The organism is Microbacterium sp. 4-7, from assembly GCF_014332665.1.
In the GTDB taxonomy this organism is placed as follows: Bacteria; Actinomycetota; Actinomycetes; order Actinomycetales; family Microbacteriaceae; genus Microbacterium.
The window spans coordinates 594,266-614,840 of sequence record NZ_MCRH01000004.1 but is presented as its reverse complement, the minus strand read 5'-3'; the positions used below and the strand labels follow the sequence as shown (position 1 = coordinate 614,840).

The window sequence follows — 20,575 nt, the reverse complement described above, 5'->3', positions numbered from 1 at the left end:
TGCACGCTGTTGGGTCCTGAGGGACCGGATGCGATCTTCGGATCGTTTCTGTACCTCTGGGCCTCTTGTTGTTTCCCCTGTGGGGGTGGCGAGAAGGGGTACCGCCCGTACTTTGAGAACTACACAGTGGACGCGAGCATCTTGCAGCCGGCTTCGGTCGGTTGCACAAGATGATCTTAAAGATCATTAGTCAATTTCATGCCAGGCCTTCGGGTCTGGTGTCGATTCTGATTCAAACTCATGTGATTTCAAGTCTTTAAGAGCAAACGGTGGATGCCTTGGCATCTGGAGCCGAAGAAGGACGTAGCAATCTGCGATAAGCCTCGGGGAACTGATAAGCAAGTTTTGATCCGAGGGTGTCCGAATGGGGAAACCCCGCTGGGCGGCGTGCCGACCTAGTGACTCCCGCCTGAATATATAGGGCGGGTAGAGGGAACGTGGGGAAGTGAAACATCTCAGTACCCACAGGAAGAGAAAGCAACCGCGATTCCGTTAGTAGTGGCGAGCGAAACCGGAACAGGCTAAACCTAGCGTGTGTGATAGCCGGCAGGCGTTGCACGTTGGGGGTTGTGGGACTTTTCAGTCATCTCTGCCGAGATGGCGGCGTTACACGATGGTATAGACGAACGGTCTTGAAAGGCCGGTCATAGAGGGTGCCAACCCCGTAGTCGAAATGCCAACCGTGGCGCGAAGAGTATCCCAAGTAGCACGGGGCCCGTGAAATCCCGTGTGAATCTGTCAGGACCACCTGATAAGCCTAAATACTCCCAGATGACCGATAGCGGACAAGTACCGTGAGGGAAAGGTGAAAAGTACCCCGGGAGGGGAGTGAAATAGTACCTGAAACCGTTTGCTTACAAACCGTTGGAGCAGCCTTAGTAGCTGTGACAGCGTGCCTTTTGAAGAATGAGCCTGCGAGTTAGCGATATGTGGCGAGGTTAACCCGTTGAGGGGTAGCCGTAGCGAAAGCGAGTCTGAATAGGGCGATTCAGTCGCATGTCCTAGACCCGAAGCGAAGTGATCTATCCATGGCCAGGTTGAAGCGACGGTAAGACGTCGTGGAGGACCGAACCCACTTAGGTTGAAAACTGAGGGGATGAGCTGTGGATAGGGGTGAAAGGCCAATCAAACTTCGTGATAGCTGGTTCTCTCCGAAATGCATTTAGGTGCAGCGTTGCGTGTTTCTTGCCGGAGGTAGAGCTACTGGATGGCCGATGGGCCCTACAAGGTTACTGACGTCAGCCAAACTCCGAATGCCGGTAAGTGAGAGCGCAGCAGTGAGACTGTGGGGGATAAGCTTCATAGTCGAGAGGGAAACAACCCAGACCACCAACTAAGGTCCCAAAGCGCGTGCTAAGTGGGAAAGGATGTGGAGTTGCCTTGACAACCAGGAGGTTGGCTTAGAAGCAGCCACCCTTGAAAGAGTGCGTAATAGCTCACTGGTCAAGTGATTCCGCGCCGACAATGTAACGGGGCTCAAGCACGCCACCGAAGTTGTGGCATTGACATTATTGGTAGGCCTTCGTGGTCCAGCCGTGTTGATGGGTAGGAGAGCGTCGTGTGGCCAGCGAAGCGGCGGTGTAAACCAGCCGTGGAGGCTACACGAGTGAGAATGCAGGCATGAGTAGCGAAAGACGTGTGAGAAACACGTCCTCCGAAAGACCAAGGGTTCCAGGGTCAAGCTAATCTTCCCTGGGTAAGTCGGGACCTAAGGCGAGGCCGACAGGCGTAGTCGATGGACAACGGGTTGATATTCCCGTACCGGCGAAGAACCGCCCAAGCTAATCCAGTAGTGCTAAGTGTCTGAATCCCAGTGACTGATCCCTTCGGGGTGACGCGTTGGGCCTAGCGCACGACCCCATTCTGGTGCGGTTAGCGTATTAACAGGTGTGACGCAGGAAGGTAGTCCAAGCCAGGCGATGGTTGTCCTGGTGCAAGTGCGTAGGCCGAGAGATAGGCAAATCCGTCTCTCACATAGGCTGAGACACGATGCGGATAAAAAGTGGATGATCCTATGCTGCCAAGAAAAGCATCGACGCGAGGTTCTAGCCGCCCGTACCCCAAACCGACTCAGGTGGTCAGGTAGAGAATACCAAGGAGATCGAGAGAATCGTGGTTAAGGAACTCGGCAAAATGCCCCCGTAACTTCGGGAGAAGGGGGGCCTTCGACGTATTAGGACTTGCTCCGAAAGCGTTTGGAGGCCGCAGAGACTAGTGGGTAGCGACTGTTTACTAAAAACACAGGTCCGTGCCAAGTCGCAAGACGATGTATACGGACTGACGCCTGCCCGGTGCTGGAAGGTTAAGAGGACCGGTTAGCCGCAAGGCGAAGCTGAGAATTTAAGCCCCAGTAAACGGCGGTGGTAACTATAACCATCCTAAGGTAGCGAAATTCCTTGTCGGGTAAGTTCCGACCTGCACGAATGGCGTAACGACTTCCCAACTGTCTCAACCGCGAACTCGGCGAAATTGCATTACGAGTAAAGATGCTCGTTACGCGCAGCAGGACGGAAAGACCCCGTGACCTTTACTACAGCTTGGTATTGGTGTTCGGTGTGGCTTGTGTAGGATAGGTGGGAGACTGTGAAGCATGGACGCCAGTTCATGTGGAGTCATTGTTGAAATACCACTCTGGTCACTCTGGATATCTAACTTCGAACCGTAATCCGGTTCAGGGACAGTGCCTGGTGGGTAGTTTAACTGGGGCGGTTGCCTCCCAAAAAGTAACGGAGGCGCCCAAAGGTTCCCTCAACCTGGTTGGCAATCAGGTGTCGAGTGTAAGTGCACAAGGGAGCTTGACTGTGAGACTGACAGGTCGAGCAGGGACGAAAGTCGGGACTAGTGATCCGGCAGTGGCTTGTGGAAGCGCTGTCGCTCAACGGATAAAAGGTACCTCGGGGATAACAGGCTGATCTTGCCCAAGAGTCCATATCGACGGCATGGTTTGGCACCTCGATGTCGGCTCGTCGCATCCTGGGGCTGGAGTAGGTCCCAAGGGTTGGGCTGTTCGCCCATTAAAGCGGTACGCGAGCTGGGTTTAGAACGTCGTGAGACAGTTCGGTCCCTATCCGCTGCGCGCGTAGGAAATTTGAGAGGATCTGACCCTAGTACGAGAGGACCGGGTTGGACGAACCTCTGGTGTGTCAGTTGTTCCGCCAGGAGCACCGCTGATTAGCTACGTTCGGGATGGATAACCGCTGAAAGCATCTAAGCGGGAAGCCGGCCTCAAGATGAGATTTCCATACCTTCGGGTGAGAGGCTCCCAGCCAGACTACTGGGTTGATAGGCCAGATGTGGAAGTGCAGTAATGCATGCAGCTGACTGGTACTAATAAGCCGATGACTTGATAACACACCGTTTGTTGGTGCTACGCGTCCACTGAGTGGTTCTCGATGTACGGTCGAGAACCCTACAGACAACAATGATTTGTCTATAGGTTTGATTGAAACATCAATAGTGTTTCGGCGGCCATAGCGTGAGGGAAACGCCCGGTTTACATTCCGAACCCGGAAGCTAAGCCTCACAGCGCCGATGGTACTGCAGGGGGGACCCTGTGGGAGAGTAGGACACCGCCGGACTTCTTTTAAGCAAATGGCCACCCATCGTTGGGTGGCCATTTTGCGTTAACAACATCTAGAACAGGGAGCATCATGCCGGAAGAGGAAGAGCGCCGTCCGCGTCGCAACGACGACCAGGGATCGCGCAGTAACCGACCTTCCGGAGGACGCTCGGAACAGAATCGCAGCAGCGGTCCGCGTCGCGACGACGCACCCCGCCGCGAGGGCGGTTACAGTCGTGACGGAGGAGCCCCCCGTTCTGGTGGGTACAACCGCGACAACCGCGATGGTGGCGCTCCCCGTTCCGGCGGCTACAGCCGCGATGGTGGTGCCCCCCGTTCTGGTGGGTACAACCGCGATAACCGTGATGGTGGCGCTCCCCGTTCGGGCGGCTATAACCGTGATGGTGGCGCTCCCCGTTCGGGCGGCTATAACCGCGATGGTGGTGCCCCGCGCACTGGTGGGTACAACCGTGATAACCGTGACGGTGGCGCTCCGCGTTCGGGCGGTTACAACCGTGATAACCGTGACGGTGGCGCTCCGCGTTCGGGCGGTTACAACCGTGATAACCGTGATGGTGGCGCTCCGCGTTCGGGCGGTTACAACCGTGACAGCCGTGATGGTGGCGCACCCCGTTCGGGCGGCTACAGCCGTGATGGTGGGGCTCCCCGTACCGGTGGGTACAACCGTGACAACCGCGATGGTGGGGCCCCCCGTTCGGGTGGGTACAACCGTGACAGCCGTGACGGTGGTGCTCCTCGCACTGGTGGGTACAACCGTGACAGCCGCGATGGTGGTGCTCCTCGCACTGGTGGGTACAACCGTGACAGCCGCGATGGTGGCGCTCCGCGTTCGGGCGGTTACAACCGTGACAGCCGTGACGGTGGCGCTCCGCGTTCGGGCGGTTACAACCGTGATAGCCGTGACGGTGGCGCACCTCGTACCGGTGGCTACAACCGTGACGGTGGCGCTCCCCGTACCGGTGGCTACAACCGTGATAGCCGTGATGGTGGCGCTCCCCGTACCGGTGGGTACAACCGTGACAGTCGCGACGGTGGTTCTCCGCGTTCGGGCGGCTACAACCGCGACAGTCGCGACGGTGGCGCTCCCCGTACCGGTGGGTACAACCGTGACAGTCGCGACGGTGGTGCTCCTCGCTCGGGCGGCTACAACCGCGACAACCGCGATGGCGGGCCCCGCACGGGTGGCTACAACCGCGATGACCGCGCGCCGCGGCAGGACCGCGACTCGTCGCGCTCGTACCCGCAGCGTGGGGGAGTGGACCGTGAGCGTCCGGTGCAGGCATCGGGCGATCGTCCTCGCTTCAACGACCCGCACATCCCCGATGACGTCACGGCCCGTGACCTGCACACGTCGGCGCGCAATGAGCTGAAGACCCTGAGCAAGGAGAACGCCGACCTCGTCGCTCGTCACCTCGCGATGGCGTCGCGTCTCATCGACGAGGATCCCGCTCTCGCTCATGAGCACGCTCTCGCAGCATCCCGCCGTGCCGGCCGCATCGCGATCGTCCGCGAGACCCTCGGGATCACCGCCTATGCGACCGAGGACTTCGCTCTTGCGCTGCGTGAGCTGCGCACGTACCGCCGCATCTCCGGCAAGGACGATCAGATCGCCCTGATGGTCGACAGCGAGCGGGGCATCGGCCGCCCCGACCGTGCGCTCGAGACCGGTCGCGCTGTCGACCGGACCGCTCTGACCACGCCCGTCCGTGTCTCGCTGGCGATCGCCATGTCGGGTGCACGTCTGGATCAGGGCGACCTCGAACTCGCGCTCGGCGAACTCGAGATCCCTGAGCTCGACCCCGACCGCGCATTCGAGTGGAGCCCCGCACTCTTCGCTGCGCGCGCCGCCGTGCTCGAGGACCTGGGGCGCACCGACGAGGCAGAGTTCTGGGCGCATCGCGCCGAGGTCGCTGCGGAAGCGCTGGGCGTCGACGAAGCCGGTGATGAGGAGATCATCATCGAAGACGGTCTCATCGAAGGTGACTTCGATGACGACCATGCTGAAGACGGCCGGTCCGATTCTGAGTCCGACGATTCTGAGTCCGACGACTCGGAGTCCGACGATTCTGAGTCCGACGATTCTGAGTCCGACGATTCGGAGTCCGACGACTCGGAGTCCGACGATTCTGAGTCCGACGATTCTGAGTCCGACGACTCGGAGTCCGACGATTCTGAGTCCGACGACTCGGAGTCCGACGATTCTGGCTCTGACGATTCTGAGTCCGACCTGGAGCCCGCCGAGTCCGACGAGACCATGGCGGCTGCAGATGCTGAAGAGGCGGACACCGAGTCCGATATCGAGTCGGAACCGTCGATCGACGACGAGGTGCGTGAGCTTCTCGGCGAGGACGAGGACGAGGACGGCGACCTCGCCGACACCGACGCGAAGCGCACAGCATCCGAGCCCTCTGAGGAGGCGTAGTGGGGCTGTTCTCCAAGAAGCCCGCGCTGCGCACGCCGCTCGACGGTGTCGACGCGGTGCTCGCTGACCTGGATGGCGTCGTCTATGCGGGCCCTGGCGCGCTGCCCTACGCGGTGGAGAGCCTCAACGCGGCCGGTGAGACCGCGAGACTCGGTTACATAACGAACAACGCGTCGCGCACCGACGCGTCGGTCGCCGAGCACCTCAGCAGCCTGGGTCTCGACGTCGCCCCGGCTGATGTCATCACCAGCCCGCAGGCCGCCATGCGGCTGCTCGCCGGGATCGTGCCCCCTCCGGCGACGCTGCTGATCGTCGGGGGAGCCGGGCTCGTGGACGAGGCCGAGAAGGCCGGGTACACGGTGACTCGCAGTGCTGAGGATGCTCCGGATGCGGTCGTGCAGGGCTTCGCCCCTGAGGTCGCCTGGACGGACCTCGCAGAAGCGGCATTCGCCCTGAAGCTCCCCGAAGATGAGGGCGGCATCCCGTGGATCGCCACCAACACCGACTGGACGATCCCGCGCGAACGCGGCGTCGCCCCGGGCAACGGGACGCTCGTGTCCGCCGTGCACACGGCGATCGGCCGGCTCGCGACAGTCGCAGGCAAACCGGAGACTCCGATCTTCGAGGAGGCCACGTCGCGCTTCGGCGCGACGAAGCCGCTGTTCATCGGCGACCGTCTCGACACAGACATTCTCGGGGCGGTCAGGGCGGGTATCGACTCCGCGCTGGTGCTCACGGGCATCGACCGGCCGAAGCATGTGCTCGCGGCACCGGAAGGATCCCGTCCGACGTACATCCTGAGCGATCTGCGGGAACTGCACCAGCCGTACCCGGAGGTCACGTCCAAGGACGGCGTCTATTCGGTCAACGGCGCGTCTGTCCGCGTCAGCGGTGCGGATGTCGAGATCATCGCCGAGGGCGAGGCGCAGATCGATCTGCTGCGCGCCGGGGCAGCCGCGATCTGGGCTTCCGGGACACCGGTGTTCGTGCTTCGCGTCCCTGAGCGCCTCTACGACGACCCCTTCCACCGGCCCTGACGGGCAGCCGGGCCCTCGCCGTGGATCCGCCGACGTGTCGGCCCTGCCGCGTACAGTAGAAGCGTGAGCGAAGAGACGACGAACGCACCGACCGATGGTCTGTGGAGTCGCCTGCGCCTGATCGAGGGGCAGCCTCTCGCTGCCAGAGCAGACGCGTACTCCGGGCTGCATGACGAGCTGTCCCGCCGCCTCGACAGCGGCGCGAGACTCGATCAGCGCGATGCGCCGGGCGCCCGATGACGCGACTTGACGCTGCCCTCGCCGCGCGAGGACTCGCCCGCTCACGCACCCACGCCGCAACCCTGATCGCTGACGGTCTGGTGAGCATCGACGGCCGACCGGTCGTGAAGGCGTCGACGCCTGTCAGCGATGAGGCCGAGATCTCCGTCGCGGGTGCCGACCACTATGTCGGTCGCGGCGCGCACAAGCTGGTCGCCGCGCTCGACGGCTTCGGTATCTCTGCCGAAGGGCGCCTGGCGCTCGACATGGGCGCCTCCACCGGTGGCTTCACCCAGGTGCTGCGTGAGCGCGGAGCGCGCCGTGTGCTGGCCGTCGACGTCGGACACGATCAGATGGCCGCTGCCGTGGCATCCGATCCCGGTGTGGTGCGCGTCGAGGGGTACAACGTCCGATACATGACCCCGGAGAACCTGAGGGACGTGACCGGGGAGGACGCAGCCCCCGACCTCATCGTGGGCGACCTCTCGTTCATCTCGCTCGAGCATGTCCTGCCGGCCGTCGCGAGCGTGGCAGCGGCGGGATCCGACATCGTGCTGCTGGTCAAACCCCAGTTCGAGGTCGGTCGAACGGCCGTGCGCGGGGGACTGGTGACAGATCCCGCCACGCGCGCCGACGCCGTCGCGCGGACGGCGTGGAGCGCTTGGGACGCGCGGCTCGGCATGCTCGGCATCCTGTCCTCCCCGCTTCTCGGGACCCACGGGAACACGGAATACCTTCTGCACCTCGCACCGGGCCGCGGCAGTGATCCGTCAGAATGGTCGGACCGCATCAACGAACTGACAGGGAGACGATGAACGAGCGCAACATCCTGGTCGTCGCCCATGCCGGCAGGGAAGACACGGTCGAAGCGGCCCTCCGCGTGGTCGATGCGCTGCGTGGCGCGGGGGCGCGCCCCGTGCTCGCCGCCGACGACAGCCTCGACCTGCGTGCCGTCGATGCCCGCTTCGCGGATGTCGACGTGCTCGGCGAGACGGTGCAGCAGGAGCAGCTCGAGCTCGCGATCGTCCTGGGCGGCGACGGCACGATCCTGCGAGCCGCTGAGCTGGTGCGCGGCTGCGCGGCTCCCGTGCTCGGGATCAACATGGGCCACGTCGGATTCCTCGCGGAGATCGACCGCGATGACATGGATGCCGCCATGCGCCGCGTCATCGACCGCGACTACGAGGTCGAAGAGCGTCTCGCGCTGTCCGTCCGGGTCAAGGACGTCGACGGCGAGGTGGTCTACGAGACGTTCGCCCTCAACGAGGCGACGGTCGAGAAGGCGAGTCGGGAGCGCATGATCGAGGTCGTGCTCGAGATCGACGGACGCCCCCTCTCGAGCTTCGGATGCGACGGAATGGTCGTGTCCACTCCGACCGGGTCCACGGCCTACAACTTCTCCGCGGGCGGTCCGGTCATCTGGCCGAGCGTCGAAGCCATCGCGGTGGTGCCGCTCTCGGCGCACGCGCTCTTCGCCAAGCCGCTGGTGGTCAGCCCCGATGCCGCCGTGGCCATCGAGATGCTCGAAGGCACGTCCGGCGCCGGCATCCTCTGGTGCGACGGGCGACGGTCCCACGACCTGCCGCCGGGGGCCCGAGTCGTCGTGCGGCGATCATCGCGCCCCGTGCGCCTCGCGCGTCTGCACCCGACCGCGTTCACCGATCGTCTGGTGCGCAAGTTCCAGTTGCCGGTCGCGGGATGGCGCGGGCAGGGGGCAGCCTCATGATCGAGGAGATGCGGATGCAGGGACTCGGCGTGATCGCCGACGCCGTGCTGCCTCTCGGGCCCGGATTCACCGCGATCACAGGTGAGACCGGTGCCGGCAAGACGATGGTCGTGACCGGCCTCGGCCTTCTGCTCGGTCAGCGCGCCGATTCCGGAGCGGTGCGCGCCGGTGCCACCCAGGCCTCGGTCGCGGGCGTGTGGATCGTCCCCGAGACCGGCGACGTCGCGGACATCGTGGCAGACGCCGGGGGCGAGCTGGAACCCGCCGGTTCCGGTGCCGCGGAGCTGTACGTCTCACGCACGCTGAGCGCCGAGGGACGCAGCCGTGCGAGCGTCGGAGGACGCGCGGCGCCGGCGGGTGTGCTGTCGGCCCTGGCCGAGGAGCTGGTCGTCGTGCACGGTCAGTCCGAGCAGCTCAGGCTGCGCTCTGCCGCTGCGCAGCGCGATGCGCTCGATCGCTTCGGAGGAGCGTCGATCGGCCGGGCGCTCGACGCCTACGCATCGTCGTTCACCCGGTGGCGCGAACTGGATTCCGAGATCGCGGACATCACCGAGAACCGTGATCGCCGAGCCGACGAGGCCTCCCGGCTTCGGGAGGCACTTGCTCTCATCGAGGCTGCCGCCCCCGAACCGGGCGAGGACGTCGAGCTGTCGGCACGGGCCGAGCGCCTGGCGAACGCCGAGGAGCTGCGCCTCGCGGCCTCGCTCGCCCACGGCGCGCTCTCGAACGAAGAGGGCGAGCCCGACGCATCCGCGTTGATCGCCGAGGCGCGTCGCGCGCTCGAACGGGTCTCCGACGCCGCGCTCACCGAGATATCCGCAGGCCTCGCCGACATCGGCTACCGGATCGCCGACATCGCCGGACAGCTCTCCGCCTACCTCGCCGATCTCGACGAATCGGGACCGCACGAGCTCGCGGCTGTCGAGGAGCGGCGCGCGGCACTGAGCACGCTCATCCGTGCGCACGGTTCGCTGGACGAGGCGCTCGAGCTGTGGCAGACCGGATCGACCCGGCTCGCCGAACTCGAAGACGACGGCGAGCGGCTCGCACGCCTCGAGGCCGAACGGGACGCCGCTCGTGCAGAGCTGGATTCCCGGGCCGAGGCACTGACCGCGGAGCGCACCGCAGCCGCAGCACGACTGGGCGTCGCCGTGAGCGATGAGCTGCACGAGCTCGCCATGCCGGACGCGACTCTCGAGGTCGCGGTCACGCCCGGGGCGGAGAGCGCTCACGGCCGCGACGACGTCGCCATCCTGCTCGCGCCCCACCCCGGTGCCGAACCCCGCTCCGTCTCGAAGGGGGCATCCGGCGGTGAGCTGTCGCGCGTGATGCTCGCCATCGAGGTCGTGATCGCCGGCACCGACCCCGTGCCGACCTTCGTCTTCGACGAGGTCGATGCCGGCATCGGCGGTGCGGCGGCGATCGAGGTCGGCCGACGACTCGCCCGACTCGCAGAGAAGTCGCAGGTGATCGCCGTGACCCATCTGGCTCAGGTCGCCGCGTTCGCCAACAACCACCTCTCCGTCGTGAAATCCCACGACGGAGCAGTCACCGCATCGAGTGTCCGCCGTCTCGAAGGCCAGGAGCGCGAGGCCGAGATGGCCCGACTGCTGTCCGGATTGACCGATTCGGATGCCGCGATCACCCACGCCCGAGAACTTCTCAGCCTCGGCGCCCTCACCTCCTGATAGGATCGAAGCCCGTGATGAACTCTTCTTCTGCGGGGCCCAAGAACGACACGACCAAGCACATCTTTGTGACGGGTGGTGTCGTTTCGTCTTTGGGTAAGGGGCTCACTGCCGCAAGCCTCGGCAACCTCCTCACCGCACGCGGACTCCGCGTCGTGATGCAGAAGCTCGACCCGTATCTCAACGTCGATCCGGGCACGATGAACCCGTTCCAGCACGGTGAGGTCTTCGTCACGGATGACGGTGCCGAGACCGACCTCGACATCGGCCACTACGAGCGCTTCCTTGACATCAACCTGTCGCAGGCGGCGAACGTCACGACCGGTCAGATCTACTCGCAGGTCATCGCCCGCGAGCGTCGCGGCGAGTACCTCGGCGACACCGTGCAGGTCATCCCGCACATCACCGATGAGATCAAGCGCCGCATGCGTCTGCAGGCGACCGAGGATCCTCGCCCCGACGTGATCATCACCGAGGTCGGCGGAACGGTCGGCGACATCGAGTCGCAGCCGTTCCTCGAGGCCGCTCGTCAGCTGCGTCACGAGCTCGGACGCGACAGCGTGTTCTTCGTGCACGTCTCGCTGGTTCCGTTCATGGGCGCATCCGGTGAGCAGAAGACGAAGCCGACCCAGCACTCGGTGGCGGCCCTCCGTCAGGTCGGCATCCAGCCCGATGCCCTCGTGCTCCGCAGCGACCGGCCTGTGAGCGAGAGCAACCGCAACAAGATCGCACTCATGTGCGACGTCGACGCCGAGGGCGTCATCAACACGGTCGACCTGCCGAGCATCTACGACATCCCCTCGACGCTCAACGACCAGGGGCTCGATTCGTACATCGTGCGCCGCCTCGGACTCGACCAGAAGGCTGCCGACGAGGTGGACTGGTCGCGCTGGAGCAAGGTCCTCCACGCCGTGCACAACCCGAAGCATGAGGTCACCATCGGCCTGGTCGGCAAGTACATCGACCTGCCGGACGCCTACCTCTCGGTCACGGAAGCGCTGAAGGCCGGCGGTTTCGCACAGGAGACCAAGGTCAACATCCGCTGGATCCCGTCGGACCGCTGCGAGACCCCCGAGGGCGCGCGCGAGCAGCTCGCCGCACTCGACGGCATCTGCGTTCCCGGTGGCTTCGGCATCCGTGGGATCGAGGGCAAGCTCGGTGCGCTGAAGTTCGCGCGCGAGCAGGGAATTCCGACCCTCGGCCTCTGCCTCGGCCTCCAGTGCATGGTCATCGAATACGCCCGTGATGTCGCCGGCATCGAGGGCGCGTCGTCGAGCGAGTTCGACCCCGAGACGACCGAGCCGGTCATCGCCACGATGGCGGAGCAGATCGAGATCCTCGACGGTGGAGACCTGGGTGGCACGATGCGGCTCGGCCTCTACAAGGCGACGCTGGCGGAGGGCTCCCTGGCGAGCGAGCTGTACGGCGGCCCCGAGGCGTCGGAGCGTCACCGCCACCGCTACGAGGTCAACAACGCCTACCGTGCGCGTCTCTCCGAGGCCGGTCTGGTCTTCTCGGGTCTCAACCCCGAGCTCGACCTGGTCGAGTACGTCGAGCTCCCGCGGGACGTCCACCCGTACTACATCGCCACCCAGGCGCACCCGGAGCTCCGCTCGCGCCCGACCGACCCGCACCCGCTGTTCCGTGGCCTGGTAGGGGCTGCGATCGAGCGTCACCGCTCGAGCGAGCTCTTCGACGTCGAGGCCGATGCCGAGTTCGGCGAAGCCGTTGCCTGAGCGTGGCGAAGCCCGTGTCTGAGTTCGATGAGCTGAGAGACGAGTCCTTCGAACCGGAGGTTCTGCAGAGCGACCTCGTCTACGAGGGGGCCGTCTGGAATGTGCGCGACGACCGTGTGCGTTACGGCGACGGGGAGATCCGCCGTCAGTATGTCGCGCACACCGGCGCCGTGGCGATCCTCGCGCTCGATGACCAGGGTCGTGTGCTGCTGATCCAGCAGTACCGGCATCCGATCCGTCACCGCGACTGGGAGCTGCCGGCAGGTCTGCTCGACATGCCGGGGGAGGAGCCCCTCGCGGCAGCTCAGCGCGAGCTGGCGGAGGAGGCCGATCTCGTCGCCGCGCACTGGGAGCCGCTCGTATCGTCGTGGACGACCCCGGGTGGCAACGACGAGGTCATCCACGTCTTCCTCGCGAGTGGTATGTCGACGGCGAACGAAGCGCACGCGCGCGTGGACGAAGAGGCTGACATCCGCGTGGAGTGGGTGCCGCTCGATGCCGCGGTCGCCGCGGTGCTCGATGGGCGGATGCGCAACGGCATCCTCAGCATCGGCGTCCTCGCGGCCGCGCAGAGGCTGCGCGACCGGAGCTGAGCATGCAGCTCGACCGAGCGTTGGACACGTATCTGCGCCACGTCACGATCGAGCGCGGTCTCAGCGAGCACACCATCTCGGCGTATCGACGCGACCTCGACACGTATCTGGAGTGGCTCGTGTCCGAGGGGGTGACGGACACCGCTGAGATCAGCGCTGCGGTCGTCGGACGCTTCATCGCCGATCGCTCCGGGGCCGATCCGGCTCCTGCGGCGACGAGCCTCGCCCGTCTGCAGTCGTCGGTGCGCGGATGGCACCGGTTCCTGGCGCGTGAAGGGATCGAACCGGATGACCCGAGCGGCCGTCTCCGTCCGCCCAAGGCCCCGCGGCGTCTGCCGAAGGCCCTGACGATCGACCAGGTCGAGAGCCTCCTCAGCGCCCCCAGCGCGGAGGACCCGCTGGGCATCCGTGACCGGGCCCTGCTCGAGCTGCTCTACGCGACCGGCGCTCGTGTGTCGGAGGCCGTCGGGCTCGACGTCGACGACCTCGCTCATGGCGATGTCCTGCGCCTCCGCGGCAAGGGGTCGAAGGAACGTATCGTGCCGATCGGCTCGTTCGCCCGCGCAGCGGTTGACGCGTACCTCACCCGGGTCCGTCCCGGGCTCGCAGTGAAGGGTCGGGCGTCGGCGCGGCTGTTCCTCGGCGCGCGCGGTGCGCCCCTGTCGCGCCAGAGCGCCTGGCTGGTCATCCGCGCGGCCGCGGAGAACGCGCACATCACCGCCGAGGTCTCACCGCACACGCTGCGGCATTCGTTCGCCACGCACCTGCTGCAGGGCGGCGCAGACGTGCGCGTCGTGCAGGAGCTGCTCGGACACGCCTCGGTCGCGACGACCCAGATCTACACGCACGTGTCTGTCGACACGCTGCGCGACATCTACGCGACGTCGCACCCTCGCGCCCGGTGAGCCGAGCTGCGGCCAAAACGCGGGATCGCCGCGGGCGAGGCGTGGAACCCTCCGGGCGATCGGTAGACTCGATCAAGCACGAAACGAGCAGGAGAATCGGTGGCTGAGAACGCGGCGAAGTCCAGGGCGAAGACGTCGAAGACCGACGACACCCCCATGGGACCCACCGGGCGTCCCTATCACGGCTTCGCGACCCCTGCTCCTCTCGCCTCGCATGGTCCGGCCCGCATCATCGCCCTCTGCAATCAGAAGGGCGGCGTCGGCAAGACCACGACCTCGATCAACCTCGCCGCGGCCCTCGCCGAATATGGCCGGAAGGTCCTCGCGGTCGACTTCGACCCGCAGGGCGCACTGTCGGCAGGTCTCGGCATTCAGACGCACGATGTGCCGACGATCTACGATCTGCTGCTCGACACCAAGCGCGACGCACATGATGCGATCGTGCACTCGGGTGTCGAAGGCCTCGACGTCATGCCGGCGAACATCGACCTGTCGGCCGCTGAGGTGCACCTCGTGAACGAGGTCGCCCGCGAGACGATCCTCGCCCGTGTCCTCCGCCAGGTCGCGGGGGAGTACGACGTCATCCTCATCGACTGCCAGCCCTCGCTCGGTCTGCTGACGGTCAACGCGCTGACCGCCGCTCACGGCGTCATCATCCCGCTCGAGTGCGAGTTCTTCGCGCTTCGCGGTGTGGCGCTGCTGATCGAGACGATCGACAAGGTGCGCGACCGGCTGAACCCGTCGATCACCATGGACGGCCTCCTCGCCACCATGTACGACCCGCGCACCCTGCACTCGCGTGAGGTTCTCGAGCGTGTGGTCGAGGCGTTCGGGGACGACGTCCTGGAGACCGTGATCGGTCGAACCGTCAAGTTCCCCGATGCATCGGTGTCCGGTGTGCCGATCACCGAGTTCGCTCCGGAGCACGCTGCCGCGCAGGCGTACCTGCGACTGGCGCGGGAGCTGGTCGCCCGTGGCGCTGTCGCCTGAGCTCGAGCCGCCAGACACCCCGGCTCAGTCCGTCTCGCCCGTTCAGTCCGTCGCGGACATCGGCTCAGACATCGCTGACACCGCACCGCCGGCGGATCCCGGGTTCCGCGTCTCCCTGTCGAACTTCGACGGCCCGTTCGACCTTCTGCTGAACCTCATCTCGAAGCACGAGATGGACATCACCGAGGTGTCGCTGAGCGCCGTCACCAACGAGTTCATCGCTTACCTCAAGGAACTCGACGACGACGAGGAGCTCGATCAGGCGTCCGAGTTCCTGGTGGTCGCAGCGACGCTGCTCGACATGAAGGTGGCGGGACTGCTGCCTCAGGGCGAGCTGGTGGATGCCGAAGCCGTCGCTCTTCTCGAAGCACGTGACCTCCTCTTCGCGCGACTCCTGCAGTACCGCGCCTTCAAAGAGGTCTCGGCGTGGTTCGCCCGATGCCTGCAGCGCGAGGACCGTCGGCACGTGCGTGCTGTCCGGCTGGATGAGAAGCACAGGCGAAAGACCCCCGAGCTCGTGTGGTCGCTCAGCGCGGATGACTTCGCCGCGCTCGCGCTTCTCGCGTTCGCGCCGAAGGAGATCCCGCATGTCGGCCTCGAACACCTGCACGCTCCGCTCGTCAGCATCCGCGAACAGGCCGCGATCGTGGTCACTCTGCTGCGCGCGGCGGAGTCCGTGAGCTTCCGCGAGCTGGTCGCGGGTGTGAGCGAGCCCGGGATCGTGGTCGCTCGGTTCATCTCCGTGCTGGAGCTCTACCGGCACGCCGCACTGTCCTTCGAACAACTGGAACCGCTCGGCGAGCTCACGCTGCGCTGGGCTGCCGACTCCTGGTCGGACGAGACACTGGCATCCCTGGGAGCCGACTATGACCGATGACACCGTTGACGCAGTGACCGGAGCCGTGACCGAGCCGGCCGTGCGTGACACGCCCCTCTCCGAGCGCATCGAGGCGATCCTGCTGATCATCGACGAGCCGATCGGACTCGTCGCTCTCGCCGCTGCCGTCGGATCACCGGTCGCTGCCGTCCGACAGACGATCGAGACGCTGGTCGACGATTACGACGGCAAGGGTCACGGACCGCGACGGGGTTTCGAGCTGCGTGAGGTCGGCGGGGGCTGGCGCCTGTACGTCCGGGAGGATCACGACGACGTCGTCGCGGAGTTCGTCGGGGGACAAGCGCCGGTACGACTCTCGCAGGCGGCGCTGGAGACGCTCGCGGTGATCGCCTACAAGCAGCCCGTCACGCGCAGCCAGGTGGCGTCGATCCGCGCGGTGAACGTCGACTCCGTCGTGCGGACGCTCCTCGCACGAGGTCTCATCACCGAGCTGTTCGCGGACTCCGAGACCGGCGCCATCAACTACGGCACGACCGACGCTCTGCTGCAGCACCTGGGCATCAACTCGCTCGACGAGCTGCCCCCCATCTCTCCTCTGCTCGACGACGGCGCGGACGGCTTCGACGAAGGGACCATCCGATGATCTCGGTCGTCCTGACGGCGGCGACCGGCCGCAACGGCGCGACGCGCAGAATCAGTTTCAACGAAGGGACCATCCGATGAGCGGCTTCGAGACACCAGAGGGCATCCGCCTGCAGAAGGTGCTGTCGGCGGCGGGCGTGGCCTCGCGACGCGTGATCGAGCAGTACATCGTCGAAGGGCGCATCCGTGTCAACGGCGTGACCGTCACCGAGCTCGGCCGTCGCGTCGACCCGGAGACCGATCTCATCGATGTGGACGGCACCGCTGTTCAGCTCGACGTGTCGAAGCGCTATGTGATGCTGAACAAGCCCACCGGGGTCGTCAGCAGCATGCGGGACGAGAACGATCGCCCCGATCTGCGCCGGTTCACCGAGGACTACGAGGAGCGGCTGTACAACGTCGGTCGGCTCGACGCGGAGACCAGCGGGCTGCTCGTGCTGACCAACGACGGAGACCTCGCTCACGTGCTCGCTCACCCGTCATTCGGGGTGACCAAGGTCTACATCGCCAAGGTCGAAGGCGAAGTGACCGCGCAGACGATCTCGAAGCTCACCCGGGGCATCGAGCTCGACGACGGTCCGATCGCGGCAGACAAGGCGAGGCTGCTCGACACCTCTCGCGGGTCGAGTCTCGTCGAGCTGACACTGCACTCCGGGCGCAATCGCATCGTCCGACGGATGCTGGCAGCGGTCGGCCACCCGGTGACCGAACTCGTGCGCCGCCAGTTCGGCCCGCTGCACCTGGGAACCCTCCCGGTTGGGAAGACGCGCGAACTGACTAAAATCGAACTCGGCGCACTCTTGACTCTGTCGCGCCGTGATTCCGGTGTCGCCGAGGCGCCAGGCGAGCAACAGGAGAACGAGTGACCGATACGACGAGTGCGCCCACGGGGGCTCGGAGTTCTGTCGCGCCACGAATCGCGGCCAGACTCTCGGGAACCGTTCGCGTCGTCGGCGCCGGGCTGCTCGGCGCGAGCATCGGACATGCCCTTCGTGCGAAGGGTGTCGACGTGGTGCTCGCCGACACCTCGCCCGCCCAGCTGCGTCTCGCGATCGACTACGGGGCGGGCCGCTCGGCCGCCGAGGACGATTCGCCGGTGCTGATCGTGGTCGCCGTGCCGCCGGATGTCACCGCGGATGTCATCGAGTCGGAGCTGAGTCGTTTCCCTCACGCTGTCGTCACCGACGTGGCGAGCGTCAAGCTCGAGCCCCTGCACAGCCTGCAGCACCGTGGCGTCGACCTCACCCGCTACATCGGCTCGCACCCCCTCGCCGGACGCGAGCGCGGCGGAGCGATCTCTGCGCGCGCCGACCTCTTCGTGGGCCGCCCCTGGGTGGTGTGCCGGGATGCCGACACGACCGCCACCGATCTCGCGCTCGTCGAAGCGCTCGCCCTCGATGTCGGAGCGATGCCGCTCGAGATGACTCCCGAGGAGCACGACCGCTCGGTCGCTCTCACCTCCCACGTTCCTCAGGTCGTCGCGAGCCTGCTCGCCGGCCGTCTCGCCACCGCCGACGAGGGTGCGCTGCGCCTCTCCGGCCAGGGCGTCCGCGACACGACGCGTATCGCGGCATCCGCACCCGAACTCTGGGTGCAGATCCTCGGCGCGAACGCCGGGCCCGTGGTCGAGATCCTCGACGCTCTGGCATCCGATCTCCGCGAAGTGTCGGACGCTCTGCGCGCGCCCGAGGCCCCCGGGGCTCGGCGTGTGGTCGCCGAGACGATCCGGCAGGGCAACGACGGCGTCGAACGTCTTCCCGGAAAGCACGGGCAGAACCAGCGATTCGAGTCCCTGGTCGTGATGGTCGACGACACCGCCGGCCAGCTCGGTCGACTGTTCGGCGAACTCGGAGAGCTCGGCGTCAACGTCGAGGACCTCCGTCTCGAGCACTCGCCGGGCGCGCAGTTCGGCCTGGCCGAGATCAGCGTCGACCCTGCTGCGCTGCACGGGGCGATCACCGGACTTCAGGAACGCGGCTGGCGGATTGCAGGTACGACCAATGACTGATTTCATCGCGATCGACGGGCCCGCCGGCTCCGGCAAGTCCAGCGTGTCCAAGGCGGTCGCTCGGGCTCTGGGCTTCGGCTACCTCGACACCGGCTCCGCGTACCGCGCTCTCGCCTGGCATGTGCTGGATCGAGGCGCCGACACGGCGGATGCCGCGGCGGTGCTCGACGCCGTCTCCGACTTCCCTGTGCGCCTCGGCCTCGACCCCGACGATCGCACCGTGCTCGTCGGAGAGGTCGACGTCACGGACGCGATCCGCGAACCATCGGTCTCGAGCGCGGTGAGCGGCGTCGCCCGTGTGCCCGAGGTGCGGGACCGGGTCAATCGTCTCTTCCGCACCCTCGTCGCCGAGGCGCCGTACCCGGCGGTCGTCGTCGAGGGGCGGGACATCACCACCGTGGTGGCTCCCGACGCCCCGGTGCGCATCCTCCTCACGGCTGCGCCCGAGGTGCGCGCCGCACGACGTGCCGGCGAGCTCGCCGGCGAGAACGCCGAGGCCGTCGCGGCCGCACTGCACAAGCGCGACGCATCAGACAGCGCCGTCGTCGACTTCCTGAACGCCGCAGACGGCGTCGAGGTCGTCGATTCGACGGAGCTCGATTTCACACAGACCATCGACGCCGTCCTCGCGGTGATCGAACGAATCCGAGGAGTACACCATGGCTGACGACGAATACGAAGGCGGCCCCGACCAGCTCGCCGAGAAGATGGAGTCGCTCGACGAGCAGCTCGCCGAGGCGCGCGCCGAGACCCTGCGCGCAGGCCTCGCCGACTACGACCTGGACGATGAAGATGCCGCCCTTCTCGCCGGCATCACGATGGGCGAGGACGGGATCCAGTTCTTCCCGGCCCTGCCGGTCGTCGCGATCGTCGGTCGACCGAACGTCGGCAAGTCGGCTCTCGTGAACCGCATCCTCGGCCGTCGTGAGGCAGTCGTCGAGGACACCCCCGGCGTGACCCGCGACCGCGTGACGTACAAGGCCGAGTGGGCGGACCGCCGCTTCTCGCTCGTCGACACGGGCGGCTGGGAACCCGACGCCCGCGGCATCGACCGCTCGGTCGCCGCGCAGGCAGAGGTCGCGATCGACCTCGCCGACATCGTGCTGTTCGTCGTCGACGCCATGGTCGGCGCCACGTCGACCGATGAGCACGTCGTGAAGCTGCTGCGCAAGAGCGGCAAGCCGGTCTTCCTCGTCGCCAACAAGATCGACGACGCTCGTCAGGAGCCTGAGGCTGCGGCTCTCTGGAACCTCGGCCTCGGCGAGCCCTACCCGGTGTCGGCGATCCACGGTCGTGGCGTCGCCGATCTGCTCGACCAGCTGCTGAAGAAGCTGCCGGATGTCTCCGCGGTCGCGAAGGCCGAGATCGGCGGGCCGCGGCGCGTCGCGATCCTCGGTCGTCCGAACGTCGGCAAGTCCTCGCTTCTCAACAAGGCGGCCGGCGAAGAGCGCGTGGTCGTGAACGACCTCGCGGGAACCACCCGTGACCCGGTCGATGAGATCGTCGAGCTCGGTGGCAAGCTCTGGCGCCTCGTCGACACCGCCGGCATCCGCCGCCGGGTGCACATGGCGCAGGGTGCTGACTTCTACGCGTCGCTGCGCACGTCCGCTGCTCTCGAGAAGGCGGAGGTCGCGGTCGTCGTCCTCGATGTGTCCGAGACGATCAGCGAGCAGGACGTCCGCATCATCGATCTCGTGCTCGAGTCGGGCCGCTCTCTCGTGCTGGCATTCAACAAGTGGGATCGTCTGAACGATGACGACCTCGAGAACGCCGATCGACGTCGGTACCTCGAGCGTGAGATCGAGCAGGACCTGGCGCACGTCGCCTGGGCGCCCCGAGTGAACATCTCGGCCAAGACCGGTCGTCACCTCGACAAGCTCGTGCCGGCGCTCGAGACGGCGTTGGAGAACTGGGACCGTCGCATCCCGACGGGCAAGTTCAACGCCTTCCTCGCAGAGCTCGTCGCCGAGCACCCGCACCCGCTGCGTGGCGGAAAGCAGCCGCGCATCCTGTTCGGCACGCAGGCATCGACGCGTCCGCCGACGTTCGTGCTGTTCACGACGGGATTCCTCGACCCGGGCTACCGCCGCTTCATTCAGCGTCGTCTGCGCGAGCTCTACGAATTCGACGGAACTCCGATCGTCATCAACATGAGGGTCCGCGAGAAGCGCCAGCGCTGATCGCACCCGAT

Annotated in this window: 16 protein-coding genes and 2 rRNA genes; all 18 read left to right on the top strand. The window is 65.9% G+C overall.

Annotated features, from left to right (window positions below; genetic code table 11):
• The first annotated feature begins 246 nt into the window (after positions 1-246).
• Positions 247-3,351: ribosomal RNA gene (locus tag BEP68_RS10065) — 23S ribosomal RNA — on the top strand.
• A gap of 109 nt (positions 3,352-3,460) precedes the next feature.
• Positions 3,461-3,578, top strand: a 5S ribosomal RNA gene (rrf, locus tag BEP68_RS10060).
• A 1,257-nt stretch (positions 3,579-4,835) separates the two neighbouring features.
• Positions 4,836-6,002: a hypothetical protein gene (locus BEP68_RS10055; protein ID WP_315985297.1), complete on the top strand. Its 1,167-nt coding sequence runs from the start codon at positions 4,836-4,838 to the stop codon at positions 6,000-6,002.
• Positions 6,002-7,039 carry an HAD-IIA family hydrolase gene (locus BEP68_RS10050; protein ID WP_187249865.1) on the top strand — a complete coding sequence of 346 codons (1,038 nt, stop codon included), beginning with the start codon at positions 6,002-6,004 and terminating at the stop codon, positions 7,037-7,039. Before BEP68_RS10055 ends, BEP68_RS10050 begins: the two co-directional genes overlap by 1 nt.
• Positions 7,040-7,102: 63 nt before the next feature.
• Positions 7,103-7,279: a hypothetical protein gene (locus tag BEP68_RS10045; protein WP_171821925.1), complete on the top strand. Its 177-nt coding sequence runs from the start codon at positions 7,103-7,105 to the stop codon at positions 7,277-7,279.
• Positions 7,276-8,073: a TlyA family RNA methyltransferase gene (locus BEP68_RS10040; RefSeq protein WP_187249864.1), complete on the top strand. Its 798-nt coding sequence runs from the start codon at positions 7,276-7,278 to the stop codon at positions 8,071-8,073. The genes BEP68_RS10045 and BEP68_RS10040 overlap by 4 nt, the downstream gene beginning before the upstream one ends.
• Positions 8,070-8,984 (top strand): NAD kinase, encoded by a 915-nt coding sequence (locus BEP68_RS10035; RefSeq protein ID WP_053096854.1) that lies wholly within the window; start codon positions 8,070-8,072, stop codon positions 8,982-8,984. Before BEP68_RS10040 ends, BEP68_RS10035 begins: the two co-directional genes overlap by 4 nt.
• Positions 8,981-10,672 carry a DNA repair protein RecN gene (recN, locus tag BEP68_RS10030; RefSeq protein WP_187249863.1) on the top strand — a complete coding sequence of 564 codons (1,692 nt, stop codon included), beginning with the start codon at positions 8,981-8,983 and terminating at the stop codon, positions 10,670-10,672. Before BEP68_RS10035 ends, recN begins: the two co-directional genes overlap by 4 nt.
• Before the next feature lie 17 nt (positions 10,673-10,689).
• Positions 10,690-12,408: a CTP synthase gene (locus BEP68_RS10025; protein ID WP_187249862.1), complete on the top strand. Its 1,719-nt coding sequence runs from the start codon at positions 10,690-10,692 to the stop codon at positions 12,406-12,408.
• Positions 12,409-12,422: 14 nt separating this feature from the next.
• The gene (locus BEP68_RS10020; protein WP_187249861.1) at positions 12,423-13,001 is read left to right on the top strand and encodes an NUDIX domain-containing protein; all 579 of its coding nucleotides are present in this window, start codon (positions 12,423-12,425) and stop codon (positions 12,999-13,001) included.
• Positions 13,002-13,003: 2 nt separating this feature from the next.
• A complete protein-coding gene (gene xerD / locus BEP68_RS10015) occupies positions 13,004-13,906 on the top strand; it encodes a site-specific tyrosine recombinase XerD (protein WP_187249860.1) in 903 nt (300 codons plus the stop codon).
• A gap of 156 nt (positions 13,907-14,062) precedes the next feature.
• Positions 14,063-14,896 carry a ParA family protein gene (locus BEP68_RS10010; protein ID WP_053099169.1) on the top strand — a complete coding sequence of 278 codons (834 nt, stop codon included), beginning with the start codon at positions 14,063-14,065 and terminating at the stop codon, positions 14,894-14,896.
• Between the two features lie 58 nt (positions 14,897-14,954).
• On the top strand, positions 14,955-15,773 hold the full coding sequence (locus tag BEP68_RS10005; protein ID WP_187249894.1) for a segregation and condensation protein A: 819 nt from the start codon (positions 14,955-14,957) through the stop codon (positions 15,771-15,773).
• Complete coding sequence (scpB, locus tag BEP68_RS10000; RefSeq protein WP_222839262.1) at positions 15,763-16,377, top strand: SMC-Scp complex subunit ScpB; 615 nt, start codon at positions 15,763-15,765, stop codon at positions 16,375-16,377. The genes BEP68_RS10005 and scpB overlap by 11 nt, the downstream gene beginning before the upstream one ends.
• Positions 16,378-16,453: 76 nt before the next feature.
• Positions 16,454-17,242, top strand: a complete 789-nt coding sequence (locus tag BEP68_RS09995; RefSeq protein ID WP_056278993.1) for a pseudouridine synthase — start codon at positions 16,454-16,456, stop codon at positions 17,240-17,242.
• Positions 17,239-18,384, top strand: coding sequence for a prephenate dehydrogenase (locus BEP68_RS09990; RefSeq protein WP_082297845.1), 1,146 nt, complete (start codon positions 17,239-17,241; stop codon positions 18,382-18,384). The genes BEP68_RS09995 and BEP68_RS09990 overlap by 4 nt, the downstream gene beginning before the upstream one ends.
• Positions 18,377-19,051: a (d)CMP kinase gene (cmk, locus tag BEP68_RS09985; protein WP_187249859.1), complete on the top strand. Its 675-nt coding sequence runs from the start codon at positions 18,377-18,379 to the stop codon at positions 19,049-19,051. The genes BEP68_RS09990 and cmk overlap by 8 nt, the downstream gene beginning before the upstream one ends.
• Positions 19,044-20,564 carry a ribosome biogenesis GTPase Der gene (gene der / locus BEP68_RS09980; RefSeq protein WP_053096842.1) on the top strand — a complete coding sequence of 507 codons (1,521 nt, stop codon included), beginning with the start codon at positions 19,044-19,046 and terminating at the stop codon, positions 20,562-20,564. The genes cmk and der overlap by 8 nt, the downstream gene beginning before the upstream one ends.
• Positions 20,565-20,575 lie beyond the last annotated feature (11 nt).